19 protein-coding genes are annotated in these 22,833 nt (G+C 28.9%); 11 read left to right on the top strand and 8 right to left on the bottom strand.

The window, feature by feature from the left end; genetic code table 11:
• Positions 1 to 2 precede the first annotated feature (2 nt).
• Both nrfA and ccsA read left to right on the top strand, forming a co-directional pair.
• A complete protein-coding gene (gene nrfA, locus CRV02_RS08750; RefSeq protein ID WP_129090014.1) occupies positions 3 to 1,493 on the top strand; it encodes an ammonia-forming cytochrome c nitrite reductase in 1,491 nt (496 codons plus the stop codon).
• A gap of 147 nt (positions 1,494 to 1,640) precedes the next feature.
• Positions 1,641 to 4,781 (top strand): cytochrome c biogenesis protein CcsA, encoded by a 3,141-nt coding sequence (ccsA, locus tag CRV02_RS08745; RefSeq protein WP_129090013.1) that lies wholly within the window; start codon positions 1,641 to 1,643, stop codon positions 4,779 to 4,781.
• Between the two features lie 3 nt (positions 4,782 to 4,784).
• On the opposite strand, the gene bioD is transcribed toward ccsA, so the two are convergent.
• Positions 4,785 to 5,393 carry a dethiobiotin synthase gene (bioD, locus tag CRV02_RS08740; RefSeq protein WP_129090012.1) on the bottom strand — a complete coding sequence of 203 codons (609 nt, stop codon included), beginning with the start codon at positions 5,391 to 5,393 and terminating at the stop codon, positions 4,785 to 4,787.
• Between the two features lie 116 nt (positions 5,394 to 5,509).
• On the opposite strand from bioD, the gene CRV02_RS08735 reads away from it, so the two are divergent.
• The 4 genes from CRV02_RS08735 to CRV02_RS15120 all read left to right on the top strand — a co-directional run bounded on the left by CRV02_RS08735 (position 5,510) and on the right by CRV02_RS15120 (position 11,056).
• Complete coding sequence (locus CRV02_RS08735; RefSeq protein WP_129090011.1) at positions 5,510 to 7,741, top strand: bifunctional diguanylate cyclase/phosphodiesterase; 2,232 nt, start codon at positions 5,510 to 5,512, stop codon at positions 7,739 to 7,741.
• Positions 7,742 to 7,834: 93 nt separating this feature from the next.
• A complete protein-coding gene (gene clpS, locus CRV02_RS08730; RefSeq protein WP_129084724.1) occupies positions 7,835 to 8,134 on the top strand; it encodes an ATP-dependent Clp protease adapter ClpS in 300 nt (99 codons plus the stop codon).
• Between the two features lie 3 nt (positions 8,135 to 8,137).
• Entirely contained in the window at positions 8,138 to 10,381 is a 2,244-nt protein-coding gene (gene clpA, locus CRV02_RS08725; protein WP_129090010.1) for an ATP-dependent Clp protease ATP-binding subunit ClpA, read from the top strand.
• A gap of 33 nt (positions 10,382 to 10,414) precedes the next feature.
• On the top strand, positions 10,415 to 11,056 hold the full coding sequence (locus CRV02_RS15120) for a c-type cytochrome (RefSeq protein WP_309109254.1): 642 nt from the start codon (positions 10,415 to 10,417) through the stop codon (positions 11,054 to 11,056).
• Positions 11,057 to 11,086: 30 nt separating this feature from the next.
• On the opposite strand, the gene CRV02_RS08715 is transcribed toward CRV02_RS15120, so the two are convergent.
• On the bottom strand, positions 11,087 to 13,234 hold the full coding sequence (locus CRV02_RS08715; protein WP_258239273.1) for an HD domain-containing phosphohydrolase: 2,148 nt from the start codon (positions 13,232 to 13,234) through the stop codon (positions 11,087 to 11,089).
• Between the two features lie 364 nt (positions 13,235 to 13,598).
• On the opposite strand from CRV02_RS08715, the gene CRV02_RS08710 reads away from it, so the two are divergent.
• A complete protein-coding gene (locus tag CRV02_RS08710) occupies positions 13,599 to 14,339 on the top strand; it encodes a ferredoxin-thioredoxin reductase catalytic domain-containing protein (protein WP_129090008.1) in 741 nt (246 codons plus the stop codon).
• Between the two features lie 23 nt (positions 14,340 to 14,362).
• Here CRV02_RS08710 and CRV02_RS08705 read toward each other — a convergent pair whose 3' ends face one another.
• Genes CRV02_RS08705 through panB form a run of 3 tightly spaced genes read right to left on the bottom strand, consistent with a single transcriptional unit; the run spans position 14,363 to position 17,292 of the window.
• The gene (locus CRV02_RS08705) at positions 14,363 to 15,427 is read right to left on the bottom strand and encodes an AI-2E family transporter (RefSeq protein WP_129084720.1); all 1,065 of its coding nucleotides are present in this window, start codon (positions 15,425 to 15,427) and stop codon (positions 14,363 to 14,365) included.
• On the bottom strand, positions 15,424 to 16,452 hold the full coding sequence (gene ruvB / locus CRV02_RS08700) for a Holliday junction branch migration DNA helicase RuvB (protein ID WP_129090007.1): 1,029 nt from the start codon (positions 16,450 to 16,452) through the stop codon (positions 15,424 to 15,426). The genes CRV02_RS08705 and ruvB overlap by 4 nt, the downstream gene beginning before the upstream one ends.
• 30 nt (positions 16,453 to 16,482) lie before the next feature.
• A complete protein-coding gene (gene panB, locus CRV02_RS08695) occupies positions 16,483 to 17,292 on the bottom strand; it encodes a 3-methyl-2-oxobutanoate hydroxymethyltransferase (protein WP_129090006.1) in 810 nt (269 codons plus the stop codon).
• 143 nt (positions 17,293 to 17,435) lie between these two features.
• Here panB and trpA point away from each other — a divergent pair, with 143 nt between their 5' ends.
• From trpA to CRV02_RS08680, 3 genes are read left to right on the top strand one after another with little or no spacing between them, the layout of a single operon-like run.
• Positions 17,436 to 18,176: a tryptophan synthase subunit alpha gene (trpA, locus tag CRV02_RS08690; RefSeq protein WP_129090005.1), complete on the top strand. Its 741-nt coding sequence runs from the start codon at positions 17,436 to 17,438 to the stop codon at positions 18,174 to 18,176.
• A gap of 7 nt (positions 18,177 to 18,183) precedes the next feature.
• Positions 18,184 to 18,921 carry an arginyltransferase gene (locus CRV02_RS08685; RefSeq protein WP_129084716.1) on the top strand — a complete coding sequence of 246 codons (738 nt, stop codon included), beginning with the start codon at positions 18,184 to 18,186 and terminating at the stop codon, positions 18,919 to 18,921.
• A gap of 45 nt (positions 18,922 to 18,966) precedes the next feature.
• The gene (locus CRV02_RS08680; protein ID WP_129084715.1) at positions 18,967 to 19,305 is read left to right on the top strand and encodes a hypothetical protein; all 339 of its coding nucleotides are present in this window, start codon (positions 18,967 to 18,969) and stop codon (positions 19,303 to 19,305) included.
• A gap of 8 nt (positions 19,306 to 19,313) precedes the next feature.
• Here CRV02_RS08680 and feoB read toward each other — a convergent pair whose 3' ends face one another.
• Together feoB and CRV02_RS08670 are read right to left on the bottom strand one after the other, a co-directional pair.
• The gene (gene feoB, locus CRV02_RS08675) at positions 19,314 to 21,422 is read right to left on the bottom strand and encodes a ferrous iron transport protein B (protein WP_164968984.1); all 2,109 of its coding nucleotides are present in this window, start codon (positions 21,420 to 21,422) and stop codon (positions 19,314 to 19,316) included.
• Positions 21,410 to 21,646 carry a FeoA family protein gene (locus CRV02_RS08670; protein ID WP_129090003.1) on the bottom strand — a complete coding sequence of 79 codons (237 nt, stop codon included), beginning with the start codon at positions 21,644 to 21,646 and terminating at the stop codon, positions 21,410 to 21,412. The genes feoB and CRV02_RS08670 overlap by 13 nt, the downstream gene beginning before the upstream one ends.
• Positions 21,647 to 21,841: 195 nt before the next feature.
• Here CRV02_RS08670 and CRV02_RS08665 point away from each other — a divergent pair, with 195 nt between their 5' ends.
• Positions 21,842 to 22,288 (top strand): Fur family transcriptional regulator, encoded by a 447-nt coding sequence (locus CRV02_RS08665; RefSeq protein WP_129090002.1) that lies wholly within the window; start codon positions 21,842 to 21,844, stop codon positions 22,286 to 22,288.
• A gap of 11 nt (positions 22,289 to 22,299) precedes the next feature.
• On the opposite strand, the gene CRV02_RS08660 is transcribed toward CRV02_RS08665, so the two are convergent.
• The gene (locus CRV02_RS08660) at positions 22,300 to 22,797 is read right to left on the bottom strand and encodes a flavodoxin (RefSeq protein ID WP_129090001.1); all 498 of its coding nucleotides are present in this window, start codon (positions 22,795 to 22,797) and stop codon (positions 22,300 to 22,302) included.
• Positions 22,798 to 22,833: the final 36 nt, after the last annotated feature.

The following is a 22,833-nucleotide window of genomic DNA, read 5'->3' as shown; positions in this document are numbered from 1 at the left end:
TTATGAAAAAATACAAAATATTAATGGCAGTAAGTGTAGTTGCAATTGGTCTAATGACTGCTCTTGTAGCTTCTATTAATGAGAAAAAAGAAGAACAAGTTAAACTAAATGAGGTTCCTAAAGTAGATAGATGGGAAACAAAAAACGAAGAGTTTAGAAAACATTATCCAAGACAGTTTGATTCTTGGAAACAAACTAAAAACTCTGATGAAATTCATGATATGTTAAAAGAGTATCCTGAATTAGTTGTATTATGGGCTGGGTATGGTTTTGCAAAAGATTATAATGCACCAAGAGGACACTTCTACGCAATAGAAGATAATAGAAATACACTAAGAACTGGTGGTCCAGTTGATGAGAAAACAGGTCCTATGCCAACAGCATGTTGGACATGTAAGTCTCCTGATGTTCCTAGAATGATGGATAAAGATGGTGATATGGAGTATTATACTGGTAAATGGGCTAAATATGGTTCAGATATCATTAATCCAATAGGTTGTGTAGATTGCCATAATCCAGAAACAATGGAACTACAAGTAAATAGAAAATATTTAGATGAGGGATTAAAAGCAGCAGGTGAAAAATCATTAGCTGAAGCAACTCAACAAGATATGAGATCTATGGTTTGTGCACAATGTCACGTAGAGTATTACTTTGCAAAAACTCCATTAGCAGATGGTAAAAAAGCAGCAGTTGTTACTTTACCATGGGCTGAAGGTACATTAGTTGAAGAGATGGAAAAATACTATGACAATATGGAGTTCAAAGATTGGACACATAAAGTTTCTAAAACACCTATGTTAAAAGCACAACACCCAGGTTGGGAAATGTGGAAAACAGGTGCTCATGGTAAAAACAATGTATCTTGTGCAGATTGCCATATGCCATATGTTCAAGAAGGTGGTATTAAATATACAGACCACAACATTGGTAACCCATTAGAAAACATGGACAAATCTTGTATGAATTGTCACAGAGTAAGTGAAAAATCATTACTTGCTAATATTAATGAAAAAAGAGAAAGAAAAAATGAGCTTCATAAAAAAGCTATGAAAGCTATTGCAGCAGCTCACTTAGAAGCAGGAAAAGCTTGGGAACTTGGTGCTACTAAAGAAGAGATGGCTCCTATCTTAAAAGATATTAGACATGCTCAATGGAGATGGGATTACGCAGTTGCTTCTCACCCAGCATTCTTCCATGCACCAGAAGAGACTTTAAGAGTTCTTGGTACTGCTTTAGGAAAAGCTGGTGATGCAAGAATCAAATTAGCTAAAGTATTAGCTAAATATGGTGCTGCTGATTATAAAGCTCCTGAGATTAAAGACAAAAAACAAGCTCAAGAGATTATTGGATTACCATTTGAAAAATTAATTGAAGAAAAAATGAAATTTAGAAATGGATTAATGCAAGAGTGGAAAAAAGAAGCAGAGAAAAAAGGTGTTTATAACCCTGAGTCTACTAAAGACGTAGAAGATAAAACTTCTTATAACTAAAATAAAAAATAAAGAGAACTTCGGTTCTCTTTGTTTCTATTGGTACATGTAAGTAACATCAATGACTTTCATTGCAATCATCTCCTTACTTAATTAAATCTTGATGTTACTTACATGTGCTAATACAAAATATCAAGGCAATTTATTATGTTAAAAAAACTTAAAACTATATTCTCAATGCCAATTGTTGTTGTGCTTTTACTATTTTTTGCACTTTCTTGTGCAATTGCAACATTTATTGAAAATGATTTTGGTCCATTAGGAGCTAAATCTTTTATTTATGGGCAAACTTGGTTTGAACTTCTAATGCTTTTACTTACAGTTGCAGTGATAGTAAATATTTTTGCTTTCAAAATGTATAAAAAAGATAAGTTCTTTTTATTTATGATTCATATTTCATTAGTATTTATTTTTGTTGGTTCTGCAATGACAAGATATATGGGCTATGAAGCAAATATCACTATATATGAAGGACGAATGGAAAACAAAATGTACTCTAGTGATGAGTACATAAAAGTATATAAAGATGAAAGATTAGTATACGATAAGAAAGTATTGATGACAAAACTAGCTCAAGATACTTTTTCATATGATACAAATATAAAAGATAAAAATATAGAGATAAAATTAAACAGATTTGTAGATAATGCTGTTGAAAGAATTGTTCCAAGTGAAAATGGAAAACCTATGATTAATATTATTGTTAAAGGTTTTAAAGAGGCAAAAAGTATTGATTTAAGAGATAAGCAGATGAAAACAACGAAGTTTTTAGATTTCTCTTTAAATAATAGTGTTAAAAATAGTGATAAAGCCTATGTTCATTTTGAAACAAGTGAAGAAAAGATTTTATATAGTTCAAATCTTGAAACAACCCTTTTTACAAAAGATCACTCTTCAACTAAAACAATAAAAGCAAATCAAAAAGAGCAGTTATTTACAGATGTTATTTATAAAGTAGGGCAGACTCAGTTTATAATAAATGAAGCTTCATTAAAAGGTGAAGTAAAAACTGTACATGGGAGTGAAGAGATTCCTGAAAATAAAAGATTATCTGCTGTTGTTTTAGATTTATTAATTGATGGTAAAAAACAAGAGGTTTCACTTTTTGGAAAAAGTGGATTCACTGGCTTTAAAAGAAATATTGATATCGAAGGAGAAAAGTTAACTTTACAATGGGGAACAAAGCAGTTGAAACTTCCTTTTTCTATTATGCTAAATGACTTTAGACTTTATAGATATCCTGGTTCAAATGCTCCTTCTGCTTATGAGAGTGATATTAAAATTTATGACACAGAAAATAAAAATACATTAGAGTACACAATTTATATGAATAATACTTTAGATTATAATGGATATAGACTATTCCAGTCTTCTTACACAGAAAATGAAGATGGAACAATACTTTTAGTAAATAAAGACCCAGGTAAAGTTCCTACTTATATAGGGTATTTTTTACTGTTTACAGGACTTATATTAAGTCTTTTTGTAAAAAAAGGAAGACTAAAAAAGCTTAGTTCAAAAAAATATGATGTAGAGAGTATAAAGAAAATATATTATGCGAAAAAAGCTGTGCTTAGTTTTGTTCTTGTTGCTTTTAGTATGTTCTTTATACAAACAAATAGTTTTGCAAATACTGTTCTAGAGAATAATCCTAAAGTTTTAAATATAAATAAAGCTCATGCTACAAAGTTTGGTTCTCTTTTAGTTCAAGATTATCAAGGAAGAATAAAACCTGTAAACTCTTTAGCAATAGAAATTATAAATAAAATCACAAGAAAAAGTAGTGTTTATGGTTTAGATGCCAATCAATTTTTCTTAAGTATGATGTTATATCCAAAAGTATGGCAAGAAGTAGATTTTATAAAAGTAAAAAGTGAGAGATTAAAATCAATAGTTGATGTAGAAAAAAGTGCAAAGACAATCTCTTTTAATGATATTTATACAAAAAAGGGCTTTTATAAACTAGAAGGTCATTTAGAAATAGCCAATAAAAAGAAAAGCTCTTTAAGAGATGAGTTTGACAAAGATTTAATAAAAGTAGATGAGAGGTTAAATATTGCTTACACTCTTTTTACAGGTGATTTTTTAAGAGTATTTCCTAAAAAAGGTGATGCGAATAATAAGTGGCTAAATACAAATGAAGCAGTAAACTTACTTATTTCAAAAGATTCAGAAACTATAAAAAACTTAATGCAAGACTATTATTTAAAACTTGATTTGGCAACTAAAAATAAAACTTCTTGGGATGAGGTTGATGCTTCTTTAGAAAATATTATAAACTATCAAAAACAAAATGCAAATACAAATGTTATTCCAAGTGATTTAAAAATCAAAGCAGAACTAATTTTTAATAAATACAATATTTTTGAAAATCTAACTCCTGTTTATTTAATTTCTGGGTTCTTTTTATTAGTTTTAATCTTTGTAAATATATTTAAAAGTGAAGTAAAACTAGAAAAAATTTCTAAAATAGTTTTATCATTACTTGTGATAGCTTTTATTTTTCATACTTTTGCTTTAGGATTAAGATGGTATGTTGCAGGACATGCTCCTTGGTCAAATGGTTATGAATCAATGATTTATATTTCATGGGCAATTGTCTTAGCAGGAATCTTTTTCTCAAAGCAGTCAGTTCTTGCTTTATCAACAACTACAATCTTAAGTGGAATCACTCTTTTTGTAGCTCACCTTTCATGGATGGAACCTCAAATCACAACATTAGTTCCCGTATTAAAATCATACTGGCTAACTATTCATGTAAGTGTTATTACTGCTAGTTATGGCTTTTTAGGGCTTTCTTGTTTACTTGGATTTTTATGTTTAGTTCTTTTTGCTTTAGCAAATCCTAAAAAAGAGGATGATAAGTTTTTTAATATCTTAATTAGTATAAAAGAGTCAAATAGAATAAATGAAATGTCTATTTTAATAGGACTTGTTCTTCTTGTAATTGGAAACTTCCTTGGTGGTATTTGGGCTAATGAATCATGGGGAAGATATTGGGGATGGGATCCAAAAGAGACTTGGACTTTAGTATCTATTATTATTTATGCAATTATCATTCACTTGAAATATATAAAAGATGTTTTGTCTGATTTTGTATTTGCTAGTTTAACTACAATTTCGTATGCTTCAATTATTATGACATACTTTGGAGTAAACTATTATCTTGCAGGAAAACACTCTTACGCAGCAGGTGAGCCTGTGCCTATTCCTACTTTTGTACCAGTTACACTAGTTGTAATTTTAGTACTTATAGTTCTTGCATATAGAAATAGAAAAGTTATCTGATTTCTATATGTCTTGAAGGTATTTTATCTCTTTAAAATAATCTTTGTAAAAAGGTAGGGACACTTCTTCAAAGCTATCTTTATCTAAAAATAGATTTATATACCATTCAAACTCTATCTCTTTTGCTTTTAAAGCATTTATAGAGAGTAGAGTGTCATTTATACACCCAAGTTTTGATGGTGTTATAAGTTTTGCTTCTGCATTAAAGAATTTTATTAAATCAATAATAAAAAAATCTTTTTCAATAGGAACCATAAGTCCACCAGCACCTTCAATAATCAAAATATCACACTTTGCTTCAAGTTCTTTCTTTTTTGCCAATAAAAAATCTAAATCTATTTTTGTATCATTTTTAGCAACAAATGGAGCGGCAGGAAGTTTGAATTGATAAGGAACTACATCTTTCATCTCAAAATCAAAAGATGGATTTAACTCTTTTACTAAGTTTAGCATTTTGGAACCATCTAAAGGAGAACTTATTACTCCCGTTTCAATAGGTTTAAAGTATCCTACTTTTAAACCTTTTTTTGAGTAATATCTAATAAACTTTTCGCAAGCGAAAGTTTTGCCAACATCGGTATTTGTAGCTGTAATAAAAATTGTTTCTTTCATAATCTTACTTTTATCTTTTGTTTGGAATTCTACCTAAGTAAAATTAAAAACTATATATTGTATATTTTTTATTAAATTATATATATTTATTTGCAAATTATTTTTATAGGAATTCTATGTCAAAGCTCAAAGAAGTTAACTTTTGGCTTGTTTATATCGTTGTTAGTGTATTGATTCTAACAGCTGCAATTTTTATTTTTTATTATGAATGGATTATAAATAAAAACAAGTATGCGGAAAACTTAACAAATTTTAATAAAATCAGTGTTCAAAGTACAATTTCCTCTTTTAGAAATAAAGAGTCTACCTTAAAAATATTAGGTGAGAACCTTTTAGAGCTTGACGCTTTAAATAATCCAGAAAATGGAAGAAAACTAATTAATGATATGAAAAGAGTAAATAAAGGAATAGTTGCCTTTGGTTTAGCTCAATATGATGGTCAGTTAATATTAGTTTCTACAATTGATAGCTTGATTAACTTACCTAATTTAATGGACAATAAACTTACAAGCAAAAGCTTTGAAGAAGCAAGAGATAGTTTAAAAATGCAGCTTGGAAGAACATACTATATGGAAAAACTTAGGAAGTGGGTTATTCCAATTAGAATGGGTGTACAAGATTCTAAGGGAAAAACTCCCTTGGTAATGACAGCAGGGATGGAAGTTGATGGGCAAAGTAGTGTGTTTAATCTAAAAGAGTTACCAAATAATTTAAAGGTACAACTAATTAGAAGTGATGGTTTTATACAGTTTGAAACACCACTCACTAAAACTTTGGAAGAGACTTATTCTAATGAGTATGATTTTAATAAATTTAAACAAATTGATAAAATAAAAGAGCTTACACCTGATGTTATAACAGTTAATACAAATGATAAAAAATGTATGATGTCTGTAATTTACATAGAAGAGTATGACTTATTTTCATTAGTTTCAATACCTTATGAAGTAATAACAAAAGATTTTAATAAAAAACTTATAATCTCAATGGTTTTATTATTTATACTTCTTGGAATTTTATATTTTTTATTTAGTTATAGCATTAAAATACAAACACGTACAAGAAATGAACTAAGATATATTGCAAACCATGATACTTTAACGGGAGTTTATAATAGATATTCATTGAATCAAGAGATTAGTAAAAGAATGCAAGACGGTAAAAACTTCTATGTATTTTTCTTAGACCTAGACAATTTTAAATATATAAATGATACCTATGGGCATCTAGTTGGAGATAAACTTTTAAAAGATGTTGCAAAGCGTTTAAAAGCAAGACTATTTAAAAAAGATTTTATTGCAAGAAATGCTGGGGATGAGTTTATTGTTTTAATTGATGAAAGAAGTGAAGAGACAGTAAGAACAATTGCAAAAAAAATCTTAGATATCTTCTCAAATAACTTTAAAATAGGGGAAATTGAACTATTTACTGGTGTAAGTATTGGTATTTCTAGATATAATAAAAGTAAAACTACAACTTCAGAGCTTTTAAACCAAGCAGATATGGCTTTATATAAAGCAAAAGAGAATAAAAACTCATATGTGATTTTCTCAAAGGCAATTTATGGAAATACAAAAGAGATTGTTCAAATAGAAACACAACTTAGACAAGCTATTTACAATAATGAGTTCTCTTTAGTATATCAGCCTAAAATCAACTCAAAAACCCATGAGGTTATAGGAGTAGAGGCTTTACTTAGATGGAATAACAAAAAGCTAGGTTTTGTATCCCCTGAAAAGTTTATCAAAGTTGCTGAGAAAAGTGGAATTATAAATGATATTGGCGAGTTTGTAATAAAAAAAGCCCAAGCAGACATAAAAGAGGTTTGGAAAGAGACTTCAAAAGAGTTTACACTTTCTGTAAATGTTTCTCCACGACAACTAGTATCAATAAAAGAGATGAATAGATTTAAAAAAGTTATTTTAAATAGTAGTTTCCCAAATGATAAGTTTATGATTGAGATAACTGAGAATATCTTTGTTGGGGATGTAAAAAGAATTATTCTGTTTTTAAATACAATCAAATCATACAATGTGAGTATCTCTTTAGATGACTTTGGTACAGGATATTCTTCATTAAGTATTTTAAGTAAACTTCCTATTTCTGAATTAAAAATTGACAAGTCTTTTATTCATAATATGTTCTTAAATGATGAAAATATGAAGCTTGTAAAATCAATTGTAAATATTGGAAAAGATATAAATTTAAAAGTTGTAGCTGAAGGTGTGGAAGAGCAAAAAGAGTTAGAGCTTTTAGAAAGTTTTGGATGTGATATTTATCAAGGATATTACTTTAGTAAACCACTTTCAAAAGAAGAGTTAATAAAGTTTATAAAACGTAAAATATAAATATAGCTTAAAATATTTATTTGACTCTTTCTTTTACCAAGCTAATCAGTTTTTTAGTTATAATATTCATAGATTAAACAAAAGGTGAACTAGGTGGCAAATGAATTAGAGATAGAATTGGACAGTAATTTAGAGGTTTCAGAACCAAAGAAATACAAGGTGATTTTATTAAACGATGATTATTCAACTATGGATTTTGTTATTGATGTATTAACAAATATATTTAGAAAAACTGTTGATGAAGCAACTCAAATCATGTTAAATATACATAACAATGGAAGAGAAGTCTGTGGAATTTATAGCCATGAAATTGCTTCTACAAAAGTCGCACAAGTTAAGACACTTGCTAGGGAGAAAGGTTTCCCTCTAAAAGCTATTATGGAAGAAGAATAAAAAATGATAAGTAAAGAATTAAGAAATATATTTGGGCAAGCTGTAAGTTATGCTAAAAAAAGCAGACACGAGTATTTAACAGTAGAACATATTTTTCTTATGCTTCTGCATGATGAGGTCATCGAAAATCTATTCGTAGATTTAGGACTTGATCAAGAAAAAATATTCAATGAAATTAAAAAATATATTGAAGAGAATACTCCTGTTTTCCCTGAAAATGTTGAAGATGAGCCAATTGAAACTCTTACATTAACTTCTACAATTGAGAATATGGTAGCTCATACTCAAACTAGTGGAAGAGGGAATGCAAGTGTAGAGGATATGTTTGTTGCTATATTAAAAAATGATAAATCTTATTCAACATATATCCTTAAATCTGCGGGTGTAGAAAGAATTGATATTCTAGAAGAGATTTCTCATAGAGAAAATGAAAATGAAACAGATGAACTAGGCACTAAAGAAGAAAAAGATGATAATAAAGTTTTAGATAAAAACTCAACTGAGCTTGTTGAAGTTGCTAAAAGAGGTGATATTGACCCAGTAATTGGAAGAACAACTGAAATAAGTAGAGTTATTCAAATCCTTGGAAGAAGAAAGAAAAACAATCCTATTTTAGTAGGAGAACCAGGTGTTGGTAAAACAGCAATTGCAGAAGGTTTAGCCTTAGAGATTGCGAATAAAAGAGTACCTGAGTTTTTAGAAGATGCTAAAGTATACTCTTTAGATATGGGTTCAATGGTTGCAGGAACTAAATATAGAGGTGATTTTGAGAAAAAGCTAAAATCACTTTTAAAAGAGATTGTTAAAATTCCTAATGCAATTTTATTTATAGATGAAATTCATACAATTGTTGGTGCTGGAAGCGTTGGTGGAAGTGCAATGGATGCTTCAAATATCTTAAAACCAATGCTTGCAAATGGAAAATTAAAATGTATTGGTGCAACTACTTTCTCAGAGTTTAGAAATGATTTCTCTAAAGATAAGGCTTTAAGTAGAAGATTTGCAAAAGTAGATATTGATGAGCCAAGTATAGAAGATGCAATTACAATTTTAGATGGACTAAAACCAAAATATGAAGAGTTTCATAATGTAAGTTATACAAGCTCTGCAATTGAATCAGCAGTAGAATTAAGTAAAAAGTATATTTCTGATAGATTTTTACCTGATAGTGCTATTGATGTTATTGATGAAGCCGGAGCTAGTAAAAAAATTGAGTATGCAAAAGTAAATAAAAAGAATATAAAAATTTTGCAAAAAGATATTGAAGATACAGTTGCAAGAATGGCACATGTTCCTTCTAAATCGGCTACAAAATCAGATGTATCATTACTTAAAAATCTTGAATCTAGAATGCAAAAAAGAGTATTTGGTCAAGATACAGCTATTTCTACAATTGTTCAATCAATCAAAAGAAATAAAGCTGGACTTGGACTTGATAAAAAACCAATTGGAAGTTTCCTTTTCACTGGACCTACTGGTGTTGGTAAAACCGAAGTTGCAAAAGAGTTATCAAATCAATTAGGAATTCATTTTGAAAGATTTGATATGAGTGAATATATGGAAGCGCATACAGTATCAAGACTTATTGGAGCACCTGCAGGATATGTTGGCTTTGAAAATGGTGGATTATTAACAGAAGCTATTAGAAAACATCCTCATTGTGTGTTATTACTTGATGAGATTGAAAAAGCACACCCTGATTTAATGTCTATTTTACTTCAAGTTATGGACAATGCAGAATTAACAGACAATAGTGGAAATAAAGCAGACTTCCAAAATGTTGTATTAATTATGACTTCAAACCTTGGAGCAAGCGAAGCTAATGTTATGGGATTTGCTAAAAATGATTCATTAAATGAAGATAAAGCTGTAAATAAATTCTTTGCTCCTGAGTTTAGAAATAGACTTGATGCAACAGTACCTTTTGCAGCTTTAGAGCAAGACATTGTTGCTAAAGTAGCTGGTAAATTTGTTTTAGATTTAGAAAAACAGTTAGAGAATAAGAAGATTAAAATTTCTATAACAACTAAAGCTAAAAATGAGTTAGCAAGACTTGGTTATGATAAAACAATGGGTGCTAGACCTCTTAATAGAGTTATCTCTGATAAGATTAAAAATGTACTTACTGATGAGATTTTATTTGGTAAACTTAAAAAAGGTGGTCAAGTTAAAATTGATTTTGTAAAAGATGAGTTTAGTTTTACATATAAAGCTTTAGAAACAAGTAGCACAAAAAGTACACAATAAAAAATTAAAATAAAAAAAATACAAGGATTGATAATGAAAAAGATTTTACTAAGTTCTTTTATAGCAATGGCTATTTTTGCAGGATGTTCTGAATCTACAGAAGCAGAAACTCAAAAACCAGTAGCACAGGCTGAAGTAAAAGTTGAAAAAGAAACAAGTGCTGAATCAAAACTTGTAGATCAAGTTAAAGAATCAACTTCAAAAATTACAGAAGTAGTTAAAAGTGCAAGTTCAGAAGTAGCTTCAAAGGTAGTTGAAGAGTCTAAACAAATTGCTGAAAAGGGAACTGATGCTGCTAAGAGTATTAGTTCTAAAGCTGAAGTTGTAGCAAAAGAGTTAACAGAAGAGATTGTTAATAAAACAAAAGAAGCAAAAACAAGTATTGAATCAAGTATTGATAATATTGTTGAAACAAAAAAAGATACAAATGTTGCTTCAAAAGGTAAATCTTTATATCTAAAATGTGCGGGTTGCCATGGACAAAATGGAGAAATGAAAGCTTTAGGAAAATCTCAAGTAATTAAAGGTTGGGATAAAGATAAAGTCTTAAATGCTTTAGTTGGCTATAAAGAAGGAACTTATGGTGCAGCTATGAAAGGTGTTATGATTGCTCAAGTAAGCTCTTTATCGAAAGAAGATTTAGAAGTTTTATCAGAATATATAGCCTCTTTTTAATAATTGATAAACAATCACTTTTGTGATTGTTTATACATATTTAGAAATATCTACTTCGTCAATTTGTTCTTCTTTTAAATATTTTTTTGCATAAGTCATATAAACACCACTTGTTAAAAATAGTTTAAATACATCTTCATCAATATGTTCATCTTTTACCATAAAACTAAGTATTTTTAGTGACTCAGAAAGTTTTTTTGCTTCTTTATATGGTCTATCAGCAGCTGTTAAAGCCTCAAAGATATCAGCAACAGCCATTATTCTTGCGGGAATAGACATATCTTCCTTTTTAAGTCTTCTTGGATAACCAGTTCCTAGAAGCGTTTCATGGTGAGCTCCTGCATACTCTGGCACTCTTTTTAGGTTTTTAGGGAAAGGTAATTTTTCTAACATTTTTACTGTCATAATCATATGTTCATTGATTTTAAATCTCTCTTCTTCTGTAAGAGTACCTTTTTTAACGGTTAAGTTATAGATTTCTCCTTGGTTATAAAGATATTTAGGTACTTCCATTTTAAATCTATATTTATCAAACTCTTCTTGAGAGAAGTCTTCTCTTTGAATAATATGTTCATCTTTATCATTTAAAAGATTCTCTTCTTTAGGGAATGTTCTGTTTATCTCTTTTATTCTTGATGTTTCATCATAGGATAAACCTATTGTGTCATTAAAATATTTTGTCCATTTTCTTTGAGCTATTTCATTGATTTTTTCAATATCTTCATCATGCATAAACTCTCCACCAATATTTGCCTTGGCAATAGCTTCAAACTCTTGCTGTAATTTTTTATGCTCTTCTTGAAGTGTATGTTCTTCTTGCTCTTTATTTGCACCAGCTAAGATATTTTTATACATTTTAATTGTTAAGTCTCTATGAACAACTTCAAATCTAGTTCTTACCTCATGAATTCTATTATAAATAGTTTCTAATTTTGTTGCTTTATCAACTACATATTCAGGAGTAGTAACTTTACCACAATCATGTAGCCAAGCAGCAACACTAAGCTCTCTTTTTTCATCTTTAGTAGATAGTTTAAAGTCTTTAAAAATTCCCTCATCACAAGCTGCAGCAGCATTTGCTAAAGCAATAGTTAAAATAGGTACTCTTTCACAATGGCCACCAGTGTATTTTGATTTTGCATCAATTGCACTTGCAATTAGTTGAATAAAAGAGTCCATTAGCTCTTCTTGTTTCTCTTCAAACTCTTTTATAGATATTGACATCTTATATAATGATTGAGAAAGTTCATGGTACTCTTTTATTCTTGTTTTTATTAATTTGACATTATCAAAATCCCTTCTCATTATCTTCTTGTTTTCTTTTTCAAGTTTTTGAATTGGTTCAACTAAAATTCTTGTTGCATACCAAATTAAAGGAATAGTCAATGTTAAAATTACCAAGGTAATCATAAATGAGTTATATATTTTATTAATTAAAGGTTTCATAATTGTATTAATAGGAATAATTATTGAAAGGTGGTCTTTTGTTTTAAATTCAGATTTAATAAGAGAATAATAGACAAAGCATTCATTTTCTAATCCTAGGTTAAATTGTACTTTTTTTATTTTTTCATCTTTTGCAAAGTTAAGAAGCTCTTTATATGGTACAGTTTTTATATTTTTATCTAAATTTGCTGAAGCAATTATTTTTCCATCTTCTTGAAATAAAATAATTTCTTTATTTTTTATAATAGTTTGCTTACTTAAAAAGTTAGAAATACTATTTAATGATACATCTAAACCTAATACAATATCTTCATTTTTAATTTTTTTTGCATAGGTAATACCAAATTCATTAATATTAGTATATTGATAGGGGTTTGTTTTAATTACTTTGCTATGTGAATCAATAGCTTTTTTAAACCAAGGTCTAATACTTGGGTTATATGAAGCTTCTTTTCTTTTAGTATTTAAAACTTTTAAATCTATATTTAAAAGTTTTTCATACTGGTATCTTTTACCATCTTCTTCATAAATCTTTATAACCAACCATCTAGCTTCTTTTGTTGCATCATATTTTTTTCTTAAGTCTTTAGTTATATTCAGGTTTATTACTTCATAAAAGTTACCACTCTTACTTCCTGCATAGATGGCATAGATATGCTTATTATTATCTAAAATAATAGTAAGTTGTTTAAGAAGTCTGTGTTTTTCATTTTTATTTGGAAAATCTTTCATTTCTTCAGAGTGTACTATAGTTTTGAGTATATTACTATTAGTATTGTCAAAGGAGATTATTTTTTGTTCTATTTTCTCAGCTGTGAGTTTGAAGTTATTTTCCGTTGCATCAAGGGCTAAATCTTTTGAAAAATAGTATTGTAAAGAAAGAGTCGTAATTATAACGGAGGAGATTAAAAATATTAAAGTAAGCGATATTGTCGGTTTGATTTTTAGAAAAAACTTCTTAGGTTTCATTGGAAACTTCTTATATTAAATTTTGTTATTTATTATAGTAAAAACTTTTTTAATTTTTTTAATATTCTTATTTAATTTTAATATAGAGTTCTTTATGTTATTTTTTATTTTTAAATTAGGAAGTGTAATGATTAAAAAAATTGATATCCAAAGTGATGAGTTTCAAACGCAATTAGAGTTAACAAAACAGTTTACTGATAAAGTATGTGAAGAACATGGTTTTTTCTATAATCCAGAAGAAGATGTAAATGAATCAATTCAACTTGGACTTACTAGAAATAAGATGATTTATGGACAAAGATTTTGTCCCTGTTTTATGGTAGTTGGTGAAACACCATCTCAAAGAGAAAAAGAAGACAATAGGCTATGTCCCTGTACACCAGCATTAACAAAAGAAATTCCTGAAAAAGGTCACTGTCACTGTGGAATATTCTGTACAAAAGAGCATGTTGATTCTTTAGTTCAAAAGGATGAAGTAGAGCAAGAAGTTGAGCACTCTCAAGGTCTTTCAAAAGAAGATTGTGAAAATCTTTTAAAGAAAGAGCAAGTTTCAGCAGCTGAAGTAGAAGCTTTATTAGAAGCTAGAGAACTAAAGCTTGTAAACTTTTTATTAGTAGATACAAGAGAGTGGATGGAATGGGTTGGTGCAAGAATAAAAGGAACAGACTTTTTAGTTCCTACAACTTCATTTTATCAAGCTTTAGAACAAGTTGAAGGTAAAAAAGATACACCAATAGTAGTTTATTGTCATAGTGGAAGTAGAAGTGCTTATTGCCAAAAGATTATGCTTGATATGGGCTTTAAATCAGTTGCAAATTTAGATTATGGAATAGTGACTTTCAGAGGTGAACTTTTATCAGGTGAATAGAAAAGTAGATATATAAAGAGCAACTATTCGTTGTTCTTTATACTCTTTTTAATACTATAATAATCATCACTAAACTTATTTAGAAGTTGAATTAGTGAGATAAAGAATGTAACCATCGCTGGACCTATAATCATTCCCCAAAAACCAAAGGTGGAAAGTCCTGCAACAATTGCAAAGAAGATAAGTAGTTCATTTACTTCACTTGGAGTTTTTACTACTTTTTGATTGATATATTTTATAATTACTGGTTTAATAAAAGTATCTGCAACAATAGAGATAACAATAATTGAGTAACCAGCAATTGCTAAGGCATTTGTAGTACTTCCAGTAAAGATTTCATAAATAGCTACAGGAAGCCACATAATTAGTCCTCCAACAACAGGAACTAAAGATGCAAAACCATATAAAACCCCTAATAAAATCCCATCATATCCAAAGAAAGAAACAAAGATACCAAATAAGAAACCTTCAAGTACAGCTGTTGCTAAGATAGAGTATAAAACAACACTCATAACATTTGATGATTCATAAAATAGGGCATTTGAATCCTCTTTTTTAAGAGGAAGTGCTTCTTTAAAATAGTGAGAAAGACTAGTACTATAAAAGTTAAAGAAAAAGTAAAAGACTAAAATCATTATCATATCAATAATAAATTTTGCAGAGTTTTTACCTAAAAAAGCACCTATCGAAATAAGCTTTTGAATAAGCTCTGGAATATCTACTTTATCAAGGATTTTATTTAATTGCTCTTTTATAAATAGTAAGTCATTAGGCATATTTTTTACCCAATGTTCTAAGGCATTGTACATTTCTATTAATGCTTTTTGGTCGATTTTATTTATCATTGTAGCAAATGAGAAGATACAATATAAAACTGGAACAAAGAAAATAAAAGTTAAAAATATTGTCATAAGCATTGATGAAACAAACTGATTTGGAATATGTCTTTTAAAATATATATTTAGTGAGTTTGTTGCAACAGCTAAAAGTAGGGCAACAATCATAGGTTTTAAAAATGCACTAAATAGCTCTAACATAAAAAATAGAGTAACTATTGTTAGAGCTATTAAGAAGTACTGTGGTTTCAAAACAGTGTTCCTTCATCATTTAATTTTTGTGCATCTGGGTGAGTTAATCTAAATAGCTCATATGTTTTAACACTTGCTATTCTTCCCCTTGCAGTTCTTTCAATATAACCATTTGCTAATAAGTATGGCTCAATAGCATCTTCTATTGTTCCTTCATCTTCACTAAGAGCCGCTGCCATAGTAGAAAGCCCCATAGGTTTACCTTTATTTGAAACAAGAAGTTCAAGTAAGTTTATATCCATCTCATCAAAACCAGAATCATTTACTCCTAGTTCATCTAAGGCATATTTACATCTTTCTATTTTGATAGTATCTTCATTTTCAACTTCAGCAAAATCTCTAACTCGTCTTAAAAGTCTTAGTGCAACCCTTGGAGTACCTCTACTTCTTTTTGATACTTCTAATGCTGCATCATCATCACATTGTTTATCAAGTTTAAATGCAGCTTTTTGAATAATCTTTGCTAACTCTTCAAAAGTATAAAATTGCATTCTAAAGTGCATACCAAATCTCTCTCTTAAAGGATTTGAAAGCATACCAGCTCTTGTTGTTGCTCCAATTAGAGTAAATCTTGGAAGGTCGATTTTTACAGTTTGTGCTGCTGGTCCAGAACCAATAATAATATCAAGTCTATAATCTTCCATTGCAGGATATAAAATCTCTTCAACAGCAGGACTTAAACGGTGAATTTCATCAATAAATAGAATATCACCTTCTTCAAGGTTTGTTAAAATAGCAGCTAAATCACCACTTTTTTCAATCATAGGTCCAGCAGTAACTTTGATATTTGTATTCATTTCATTTGAAATAAGATATGAAATAGTAGTTTTACCAAGTCCTGGAGGTCCATAAAAAAGAATATGGTCTAAGGCTTCATTTCTTTTTTTACTAGCTTCTATAAAAACCTTTAAATTCTTTTTTATCTTTTCTTGACCAATATAATCATCCCAAGATGAAGGACGAAGATTTACTTCTGTACTCTCATCTTCAAAGGATACTTGCTCTACTTCTACAACTCTTTCCACTTTTAAAGCTCCACTTTAAAATTTATCATGCTAATATTCTTCCTCTTTTGATGGGAATGCTCTTATTTGAACATCATCTCTATATTTATTAACGGCTTCTTTTACTAAAGTAGCTCCATCTAAATAGTGTCTTACAAACTTAGGTTTAAACTCTTCAAAGAAACCTAACATATCTGACCAAACTAATACTTGTCCATCAGTTACATTTCCTGCTCCAATTCCAATAACTGGCACATTTACGGCTTCTGTAATTTTTTTAGCTGCATCTGATAAAACACCTTCAACTACAATACAAAATGCTCCAGCTTCTTCAATAGCTTTTGCATCACGGATAAGTTGTTGTGTATCTTCTTCTGTTTTACCTCTTACTTTATATCCACCTTCACTTCTTACATATTGAGGCATTAAACCAATATGACCCATAACTGCAATAGAGTTAGAAGTAAGGTGTTTTACTATATCAGATTTATCTTCTCCACCTTCAATTTTTATAGCAGCTGCATTTGTTTGTTGATATACTTTTACAGCATTTGTTAAGGCTTCGTCTTTATTAATATATGTTCCAAATGGCATATCTAAAACTACAAAAGCTTTTGGTGCTCCAGCACAAACAGCATTTGTATGATAAATCATTTGATCTAACGTTGCAGAAAGAGTATCTGGTTTTCCTGCAAAGCTCATATTTAGGCTATCACCAACTAGAATAATATCGGCAATCTCTTCAAAAAGCTTGGCAAAAAGTGCATCATATGCAGTAATCATTGTTAAGTTTTTATTATTTTTAGCTTTTTTGATTTTTGTTACATTCATTTTTTCAAAATTGTTTTTGATTATACTCATAAATTTTCCTAATAATATGTAATATTTAAAAGATTATTGTATCAAAACTATCCTTTTTATTTTTGTTTACTAAATACTCATACCCTTACAAGATAAATTTTGATAGAATAAATCCTATTGAATTAATATTTTAGGATTATATTTTGAAAAAATTAGTAGGTTATATTACATCTTCAGTTCCTGATAATAACTTTTCTGTTGACTTAGCTTTAAGTATGAAAGAAGCAGGTGTTGATATATTAGAGTTAGGTGTTCCTTTTTCTGACCCTGTAGCAGATGGTCCAGTTATTGAAAAGGCAAATCAAATTGCATTAGCAAACAGTTTTAGTTTAAATGATTTGTTTGAAGTTTCTTCAAAAATAGCACCAAATATGGATATGTTATGGATGGGATATATGAATCCTTTTTATAATTATGGATTAGATAACTTCTTAAAAAAAGCCGATGAATTTGGTGTAAATGGTATGATTATTCCAGATTTACCTTTTGAGGAGGCACAATTAGTTAAACCTTTATTTGATAAATACAATAAAGCAAATATTGCCTTTGTAGCTCCTACTCACTATGAAAATAGAATTAAGCAAGTAGTTCAAAATGCACAAAAGTTTATTTATATGGTTGCTTATGCTGGTATTACTGGAAGTGGTCAAAGTGAAGATTTAACTTATATTATTGATACAGTGAAAAAATACTCAGATACTCCTTTATACATAGGTTTTGGTGTTGATGAAAAGACTTGTAAAGAGAAGGCTAAAGGTGTTGATGGTGTTATTGTTGGAAGTGCTTTTGTAAAACACTTAATTGATACTTCATTGTCAAATAGTGAAAAAATTGATAGAATAACAAAAATCGCAAAAGAAATAAAAGAGAAGATAAACGAATAGATAGATTATGCATATTTTAGAACGGGACGTAGAGTTTGTAGAAGAGCAACGAGAGTGCTCATATTTTGATGATGAAATATCTGATATAAGATATAGGTACATAAGTAATTGCAAAAAAGAAGATTACCAAAACATGTTAGAACATGGTTGGCGTAGATTTGGTAAAATGCATTTTGTACCTGAATGTAGAGATTGCACAAAATGTATCTCTATGCGTATTGATGTAAAAAACTATAAATTTTCTCGTTCTGAAAAAAGAGTATTTAAAAAGAATCTAGACACAAAAGTTTATATTCAACCTCCATCTCTTACTTTAGACCATTTAAAACTTTATGATAAATATCATTACCATATGAACAAAAAGAAAAACTGGAATTACTCTCCAATTGAACCTGCTGAATATGACAGGTCTTACGTTCAAGGGAAAGATGATTTTACAAAAGAGTTTTTATATGTAAGGGATGATAAGTTAATTGGAGTAGCTTTAGTTGATATTTTATCTGGGGCTATTTCTTCTATTTACTGTTTTTATGACCATGACTACGAAGACCTATCTATAGGGAAGTTTTCAATTCTAGCTCAAATAAAAATAGCAAAAGAGTTAAATGTTCCATATATCTATTTGGGGTATTGGATTAAAGACCATTTTTCAATGGGATATAAAGATGCATATAAGCCTTTTGAGATTTTAACTAACAGAGCAACTCTTAAAGAAGAGGCTATTTGGGAAGAGTACAAATCGTAACCAAAATATGATATAATTTCTCCAACATAAATAAAGTGAGAAGATATGAAAAAAATTATATTAATATCTCTTTTTTTACTTTCGACAATTTTTGCAGAGACAATTGATGAAGATACAAAATATAGTGCTGATTGTTTAATTTTAGAGGACGAGAACTCTATAGTTTGTAAATATATTCATGAGCGTTCAGAGGAAGACAAAGAGATTCAAGTTCAGTGGATTGACCCAGATGGTGAGATTTCAAGGGATAGAGTTTTACTTATTCCAGCAGGGCATGGATCAATTTATGATTTTAGATATATTGCAGGTAGACTTCCTGGAATATGGCAATTTAAAGTTATAGATAATAAAAGAGAGACAGTAACTACTTTCGAAATCAAGTAATAGTTAGTTTAACTAACTATTACTTTTGCTACATTATAAGCTATAAATGACAGTACCCATGCTGTTGCAGTTGTGAAAACAAATAGATAAACCAGATACTTCCAACCTCCAGCCTCTTTTGCAAATACCATTGAAGCAGCTAAGCAAGGTAAATAAATCATAACAAATACAATAAATGATATTGCCGAAACAAAAGGAATATTTGCTTTTACTTTATTTATAAGTGTATCACTCTCTTCTGAATTATCTTCACCTAAACCATATAAAATACCTAAAGTTGATACAACAATCTCTTTTGCTGCAAGTCCTGTTTCAAGTGCAACTGTCATTCTCCAATCAAACCCAAGTGGTTCAAATAAGGGTTGAGAAAACTTACCAATTTTACCTAAATAAGAGTTTTCAAGATTGTATAGAGCTAACTCATTTTCAAGTTTTTCAATTTCATTTATACTAGAAGCTTGTTCTATTTTGGTATTAACCATCTCTTCATACTCTAAATGCTTAGGATAGTTTGAAGCAAACCAAATTAAAATAGAAGCTGCAAGGATAAAAGTACCTGCTTTTTTTAAGTACATTAAGGCTTGATTTGAAACTGTATGCCAGATAAGTTTAAATGAAGGCATTCTATATTTTGGCATTTCCATAACAAAAGGTTCGTCTTCATTTTTAAATGCAGTTATAGTTAAAACTTTTGCAGCTAATAAACCTAGAAGTGCTCCACTAATATAGATTAAAAATAGAATATTTCCAGCATTCTCTTTAGAAAAGAATGCTCCTGTAAATAGAACATAAATAGGAAGCCTAGCTCCACAAGACATAAACCCTATGATGAAAAGAGTTAGTAACCTATCTTTTTCATTTTTTAAAGTTCTAGCTGCCATATAAGCTGGAACTGAACATCCAAATCCTGTAACAAGAGGAATAAATGATTTTCCATGTAAACCAAATTTATGAAAGAAGCCGTCAAGTAAGAAAGCAACTCTACTCATATAACCTGTTGTTTCTAAAAGGGCAATTCCAAAGAATAAAATCACAATATTTGGTAAGAACAAAATTACAGAACCAACCCCTGCAATTGCACCATCTGCTATTACTGAGGAGATTTGATTATCTCCTAAAGCATTTTTTGTACTATCAATTAAGCTTGCAAAAAATGAATCAATAATATCCATTGGAATATTTCCAAGTTCAAAAGTTAACTGAAATAAAACCCACATTAAAAATAAGAAAATAGGAAGTCCCACAAACTTGTTGATTAGGATATTATCAATTTTGTCACTTAAAGACTTATCTTCAATTTTTTCATTTAAAGTAACAGTCTCTTTTACTGCACCTTTTGCAAAAGCAAATTTTTCATCATCAAAAATATCCTGAATATTTTTAGTATTAAAATGAATATATAGGTGTTCAAAAGAGTTACTTATTAAAGGTTGTAACTCTATCCATATTGGCTCATCATGAAACTTTATAAATGTTTGCTTATCCTCTTTTAAAAGCTTTATTGCTAAATCTCTATATGGCACATTTGAAGAGAAGTTTTTTTCTTTTAGTAGTGTACAAATATTTGAAATCTCTTCTTCAACAACATCAGAAAAAATAAGTTTTGATTCAAGTTTTTTAGTTTCAAATTTTTTTATTAGGTTTTTAATTAACTCATCTACACCTTGTTTGTTTTTTGCAGATGTTTTAATACAAGGTTTTCCAAGTACTTTACTTAGTTGCTCATCATCTATAGTGATATTCTCTTTTTCTGCTTCATCACTCATATTTAAAGCAATAATCATTTTTTTATCAAGTTCTAAAAGCTCTGTTGTTAAATAAAGATTTCTTTCTAAGTTTGTTGAATCAACTACATTTAAAATAATATCGTAGTTACTATCTTGTAAATAATTTTTTGTCACTTTCTCTTCTAGAGTATAATCATTTAAAGAGTAAGAACCAGGCAAGTCTGTAATTTCTAAAAGATAGTTTTCATACTCAAATTCAACTACAGTTTTTTCAACAGTCACACCTGAAAAATTTCCTACTTTTAATTTTGAATTTGAAATTGAATTGATAAGCATAGACTTACCAACATTCGGTTGTCCAACAAGGGCAATTTTAATTAGTTTTTGCATGATAGTTTCTCTATTTCAATATATTTTGCTTCTGAGTTTCTTAATGCAATCTTTGTATTATTTACTTTTATTTCAATTGTGTTTTTAGATAAAGTTTGCTCTATAACTAGTACTTCTGAATTTTTCGTAATACCAAAAGAGTTAAGTCTTGCTTTAAGTTTATCTGTACATAAGATAGAAATAATTTTCCCACATTCATTTTTAGATAGTTCGTTTAAATACAATTAAGGTCCTTCATTAATAATGATTATCATTAGTTAATAGTACTGAAAATATACTTAAAATATTAAATTAATTTGTTTGATATGAAGAGTTTTTTGTGTAATATAACTAAAATTAATGTTATTTGTGAAAGAATTTAAGTAAAATTGAACTGTTTTTTGCAATAATTATATAATAAAATATTTAAGGGTAGATTGATGGCAGATAGCAATGAAGTAATTGATGAACTGAAAAAAATTGTTAAACAAAAAGGTTTAAAATATACAGAACAAAGAGAAATTGTTCTAAATGTTTTACTTCACGCTGATGACCACTTAACTGCAGAGGAAATTTATAATCTGATTAAAACAACTAATCCAGACTCTAATATAGGTATAGCTACTGTTTATAGAGCACTAAGTTTTCTAGAAGAAGTTAATTTAATTGCATCAATTAATTTTGGTGTAGATGGTAAAAAGTATGAGAGTAATAAAAAAGAGCATCATGATCATCTAATTTGTACATCTTGCGGAAAGATTATTGAGTTTTTAGATGATGAAATTGAAAAAAGACAAGATAGAATAGCAAAGAAAAACAAGTTTAAAATTACTAGCCACTCTATGCAGCTTTATGGAACTTGCCCAGAGTGTCAAGAGGAAAAATAGGAATATCTTTCCTATTTAAACTCATTTTTTAAAACTTTTGTCCAGTTCTCTATTTTCTCTAAATATTTTTCATCATTTTCTATATCTATTGCTAAACCTACAAAAGAGTTTTTTATAACTGCCTCAGAATTTTCAAATTCATATCCTAAAGTAGAAGTAAAACCTATAACCTGAGCATTTGCTTTTATTAGTTGTAAGTAAATTTTGCCCATAGCATCAAGAAAATTATTTTTATATCTTTTTTGATTTCCTAAGCCAAAAATTGCAACTTTTTTATTTTTAAAATCAATATTTAAAAACTCACTCCAGACCTTTTCCCAGTCATCTTGCATTTTTCCTTCATCCCAAGTGGATACTCCAAGAATTATATTTTCATAATCTTGCATATATTCGCAACCTGTAACTTTTAAATCGTACTCTTTTATACCATCTAAACTTTTTGAAATCTGCTTTGCAATCTCTTTTGTATTACCCGTATTGCTAGCATAAAAAATTGCTATATTTTTCATAGATAATCCTTGATGATTTTTTATTATTATATCAAA

Source organism: Arcobacter sp. CECT 8989 (assembly GCF_004116715.1).
Lineage (GTDB): Bacteria > Campylobacterota > Campylobacteria > Campylobacterales > Arcobacteraceae > Halarcobacter.
The sequence above is the reverse complement of the archived record's forward strand: the minus strand, read 5'-3'. Positions and strand labels throughout refer to the sequence as shown.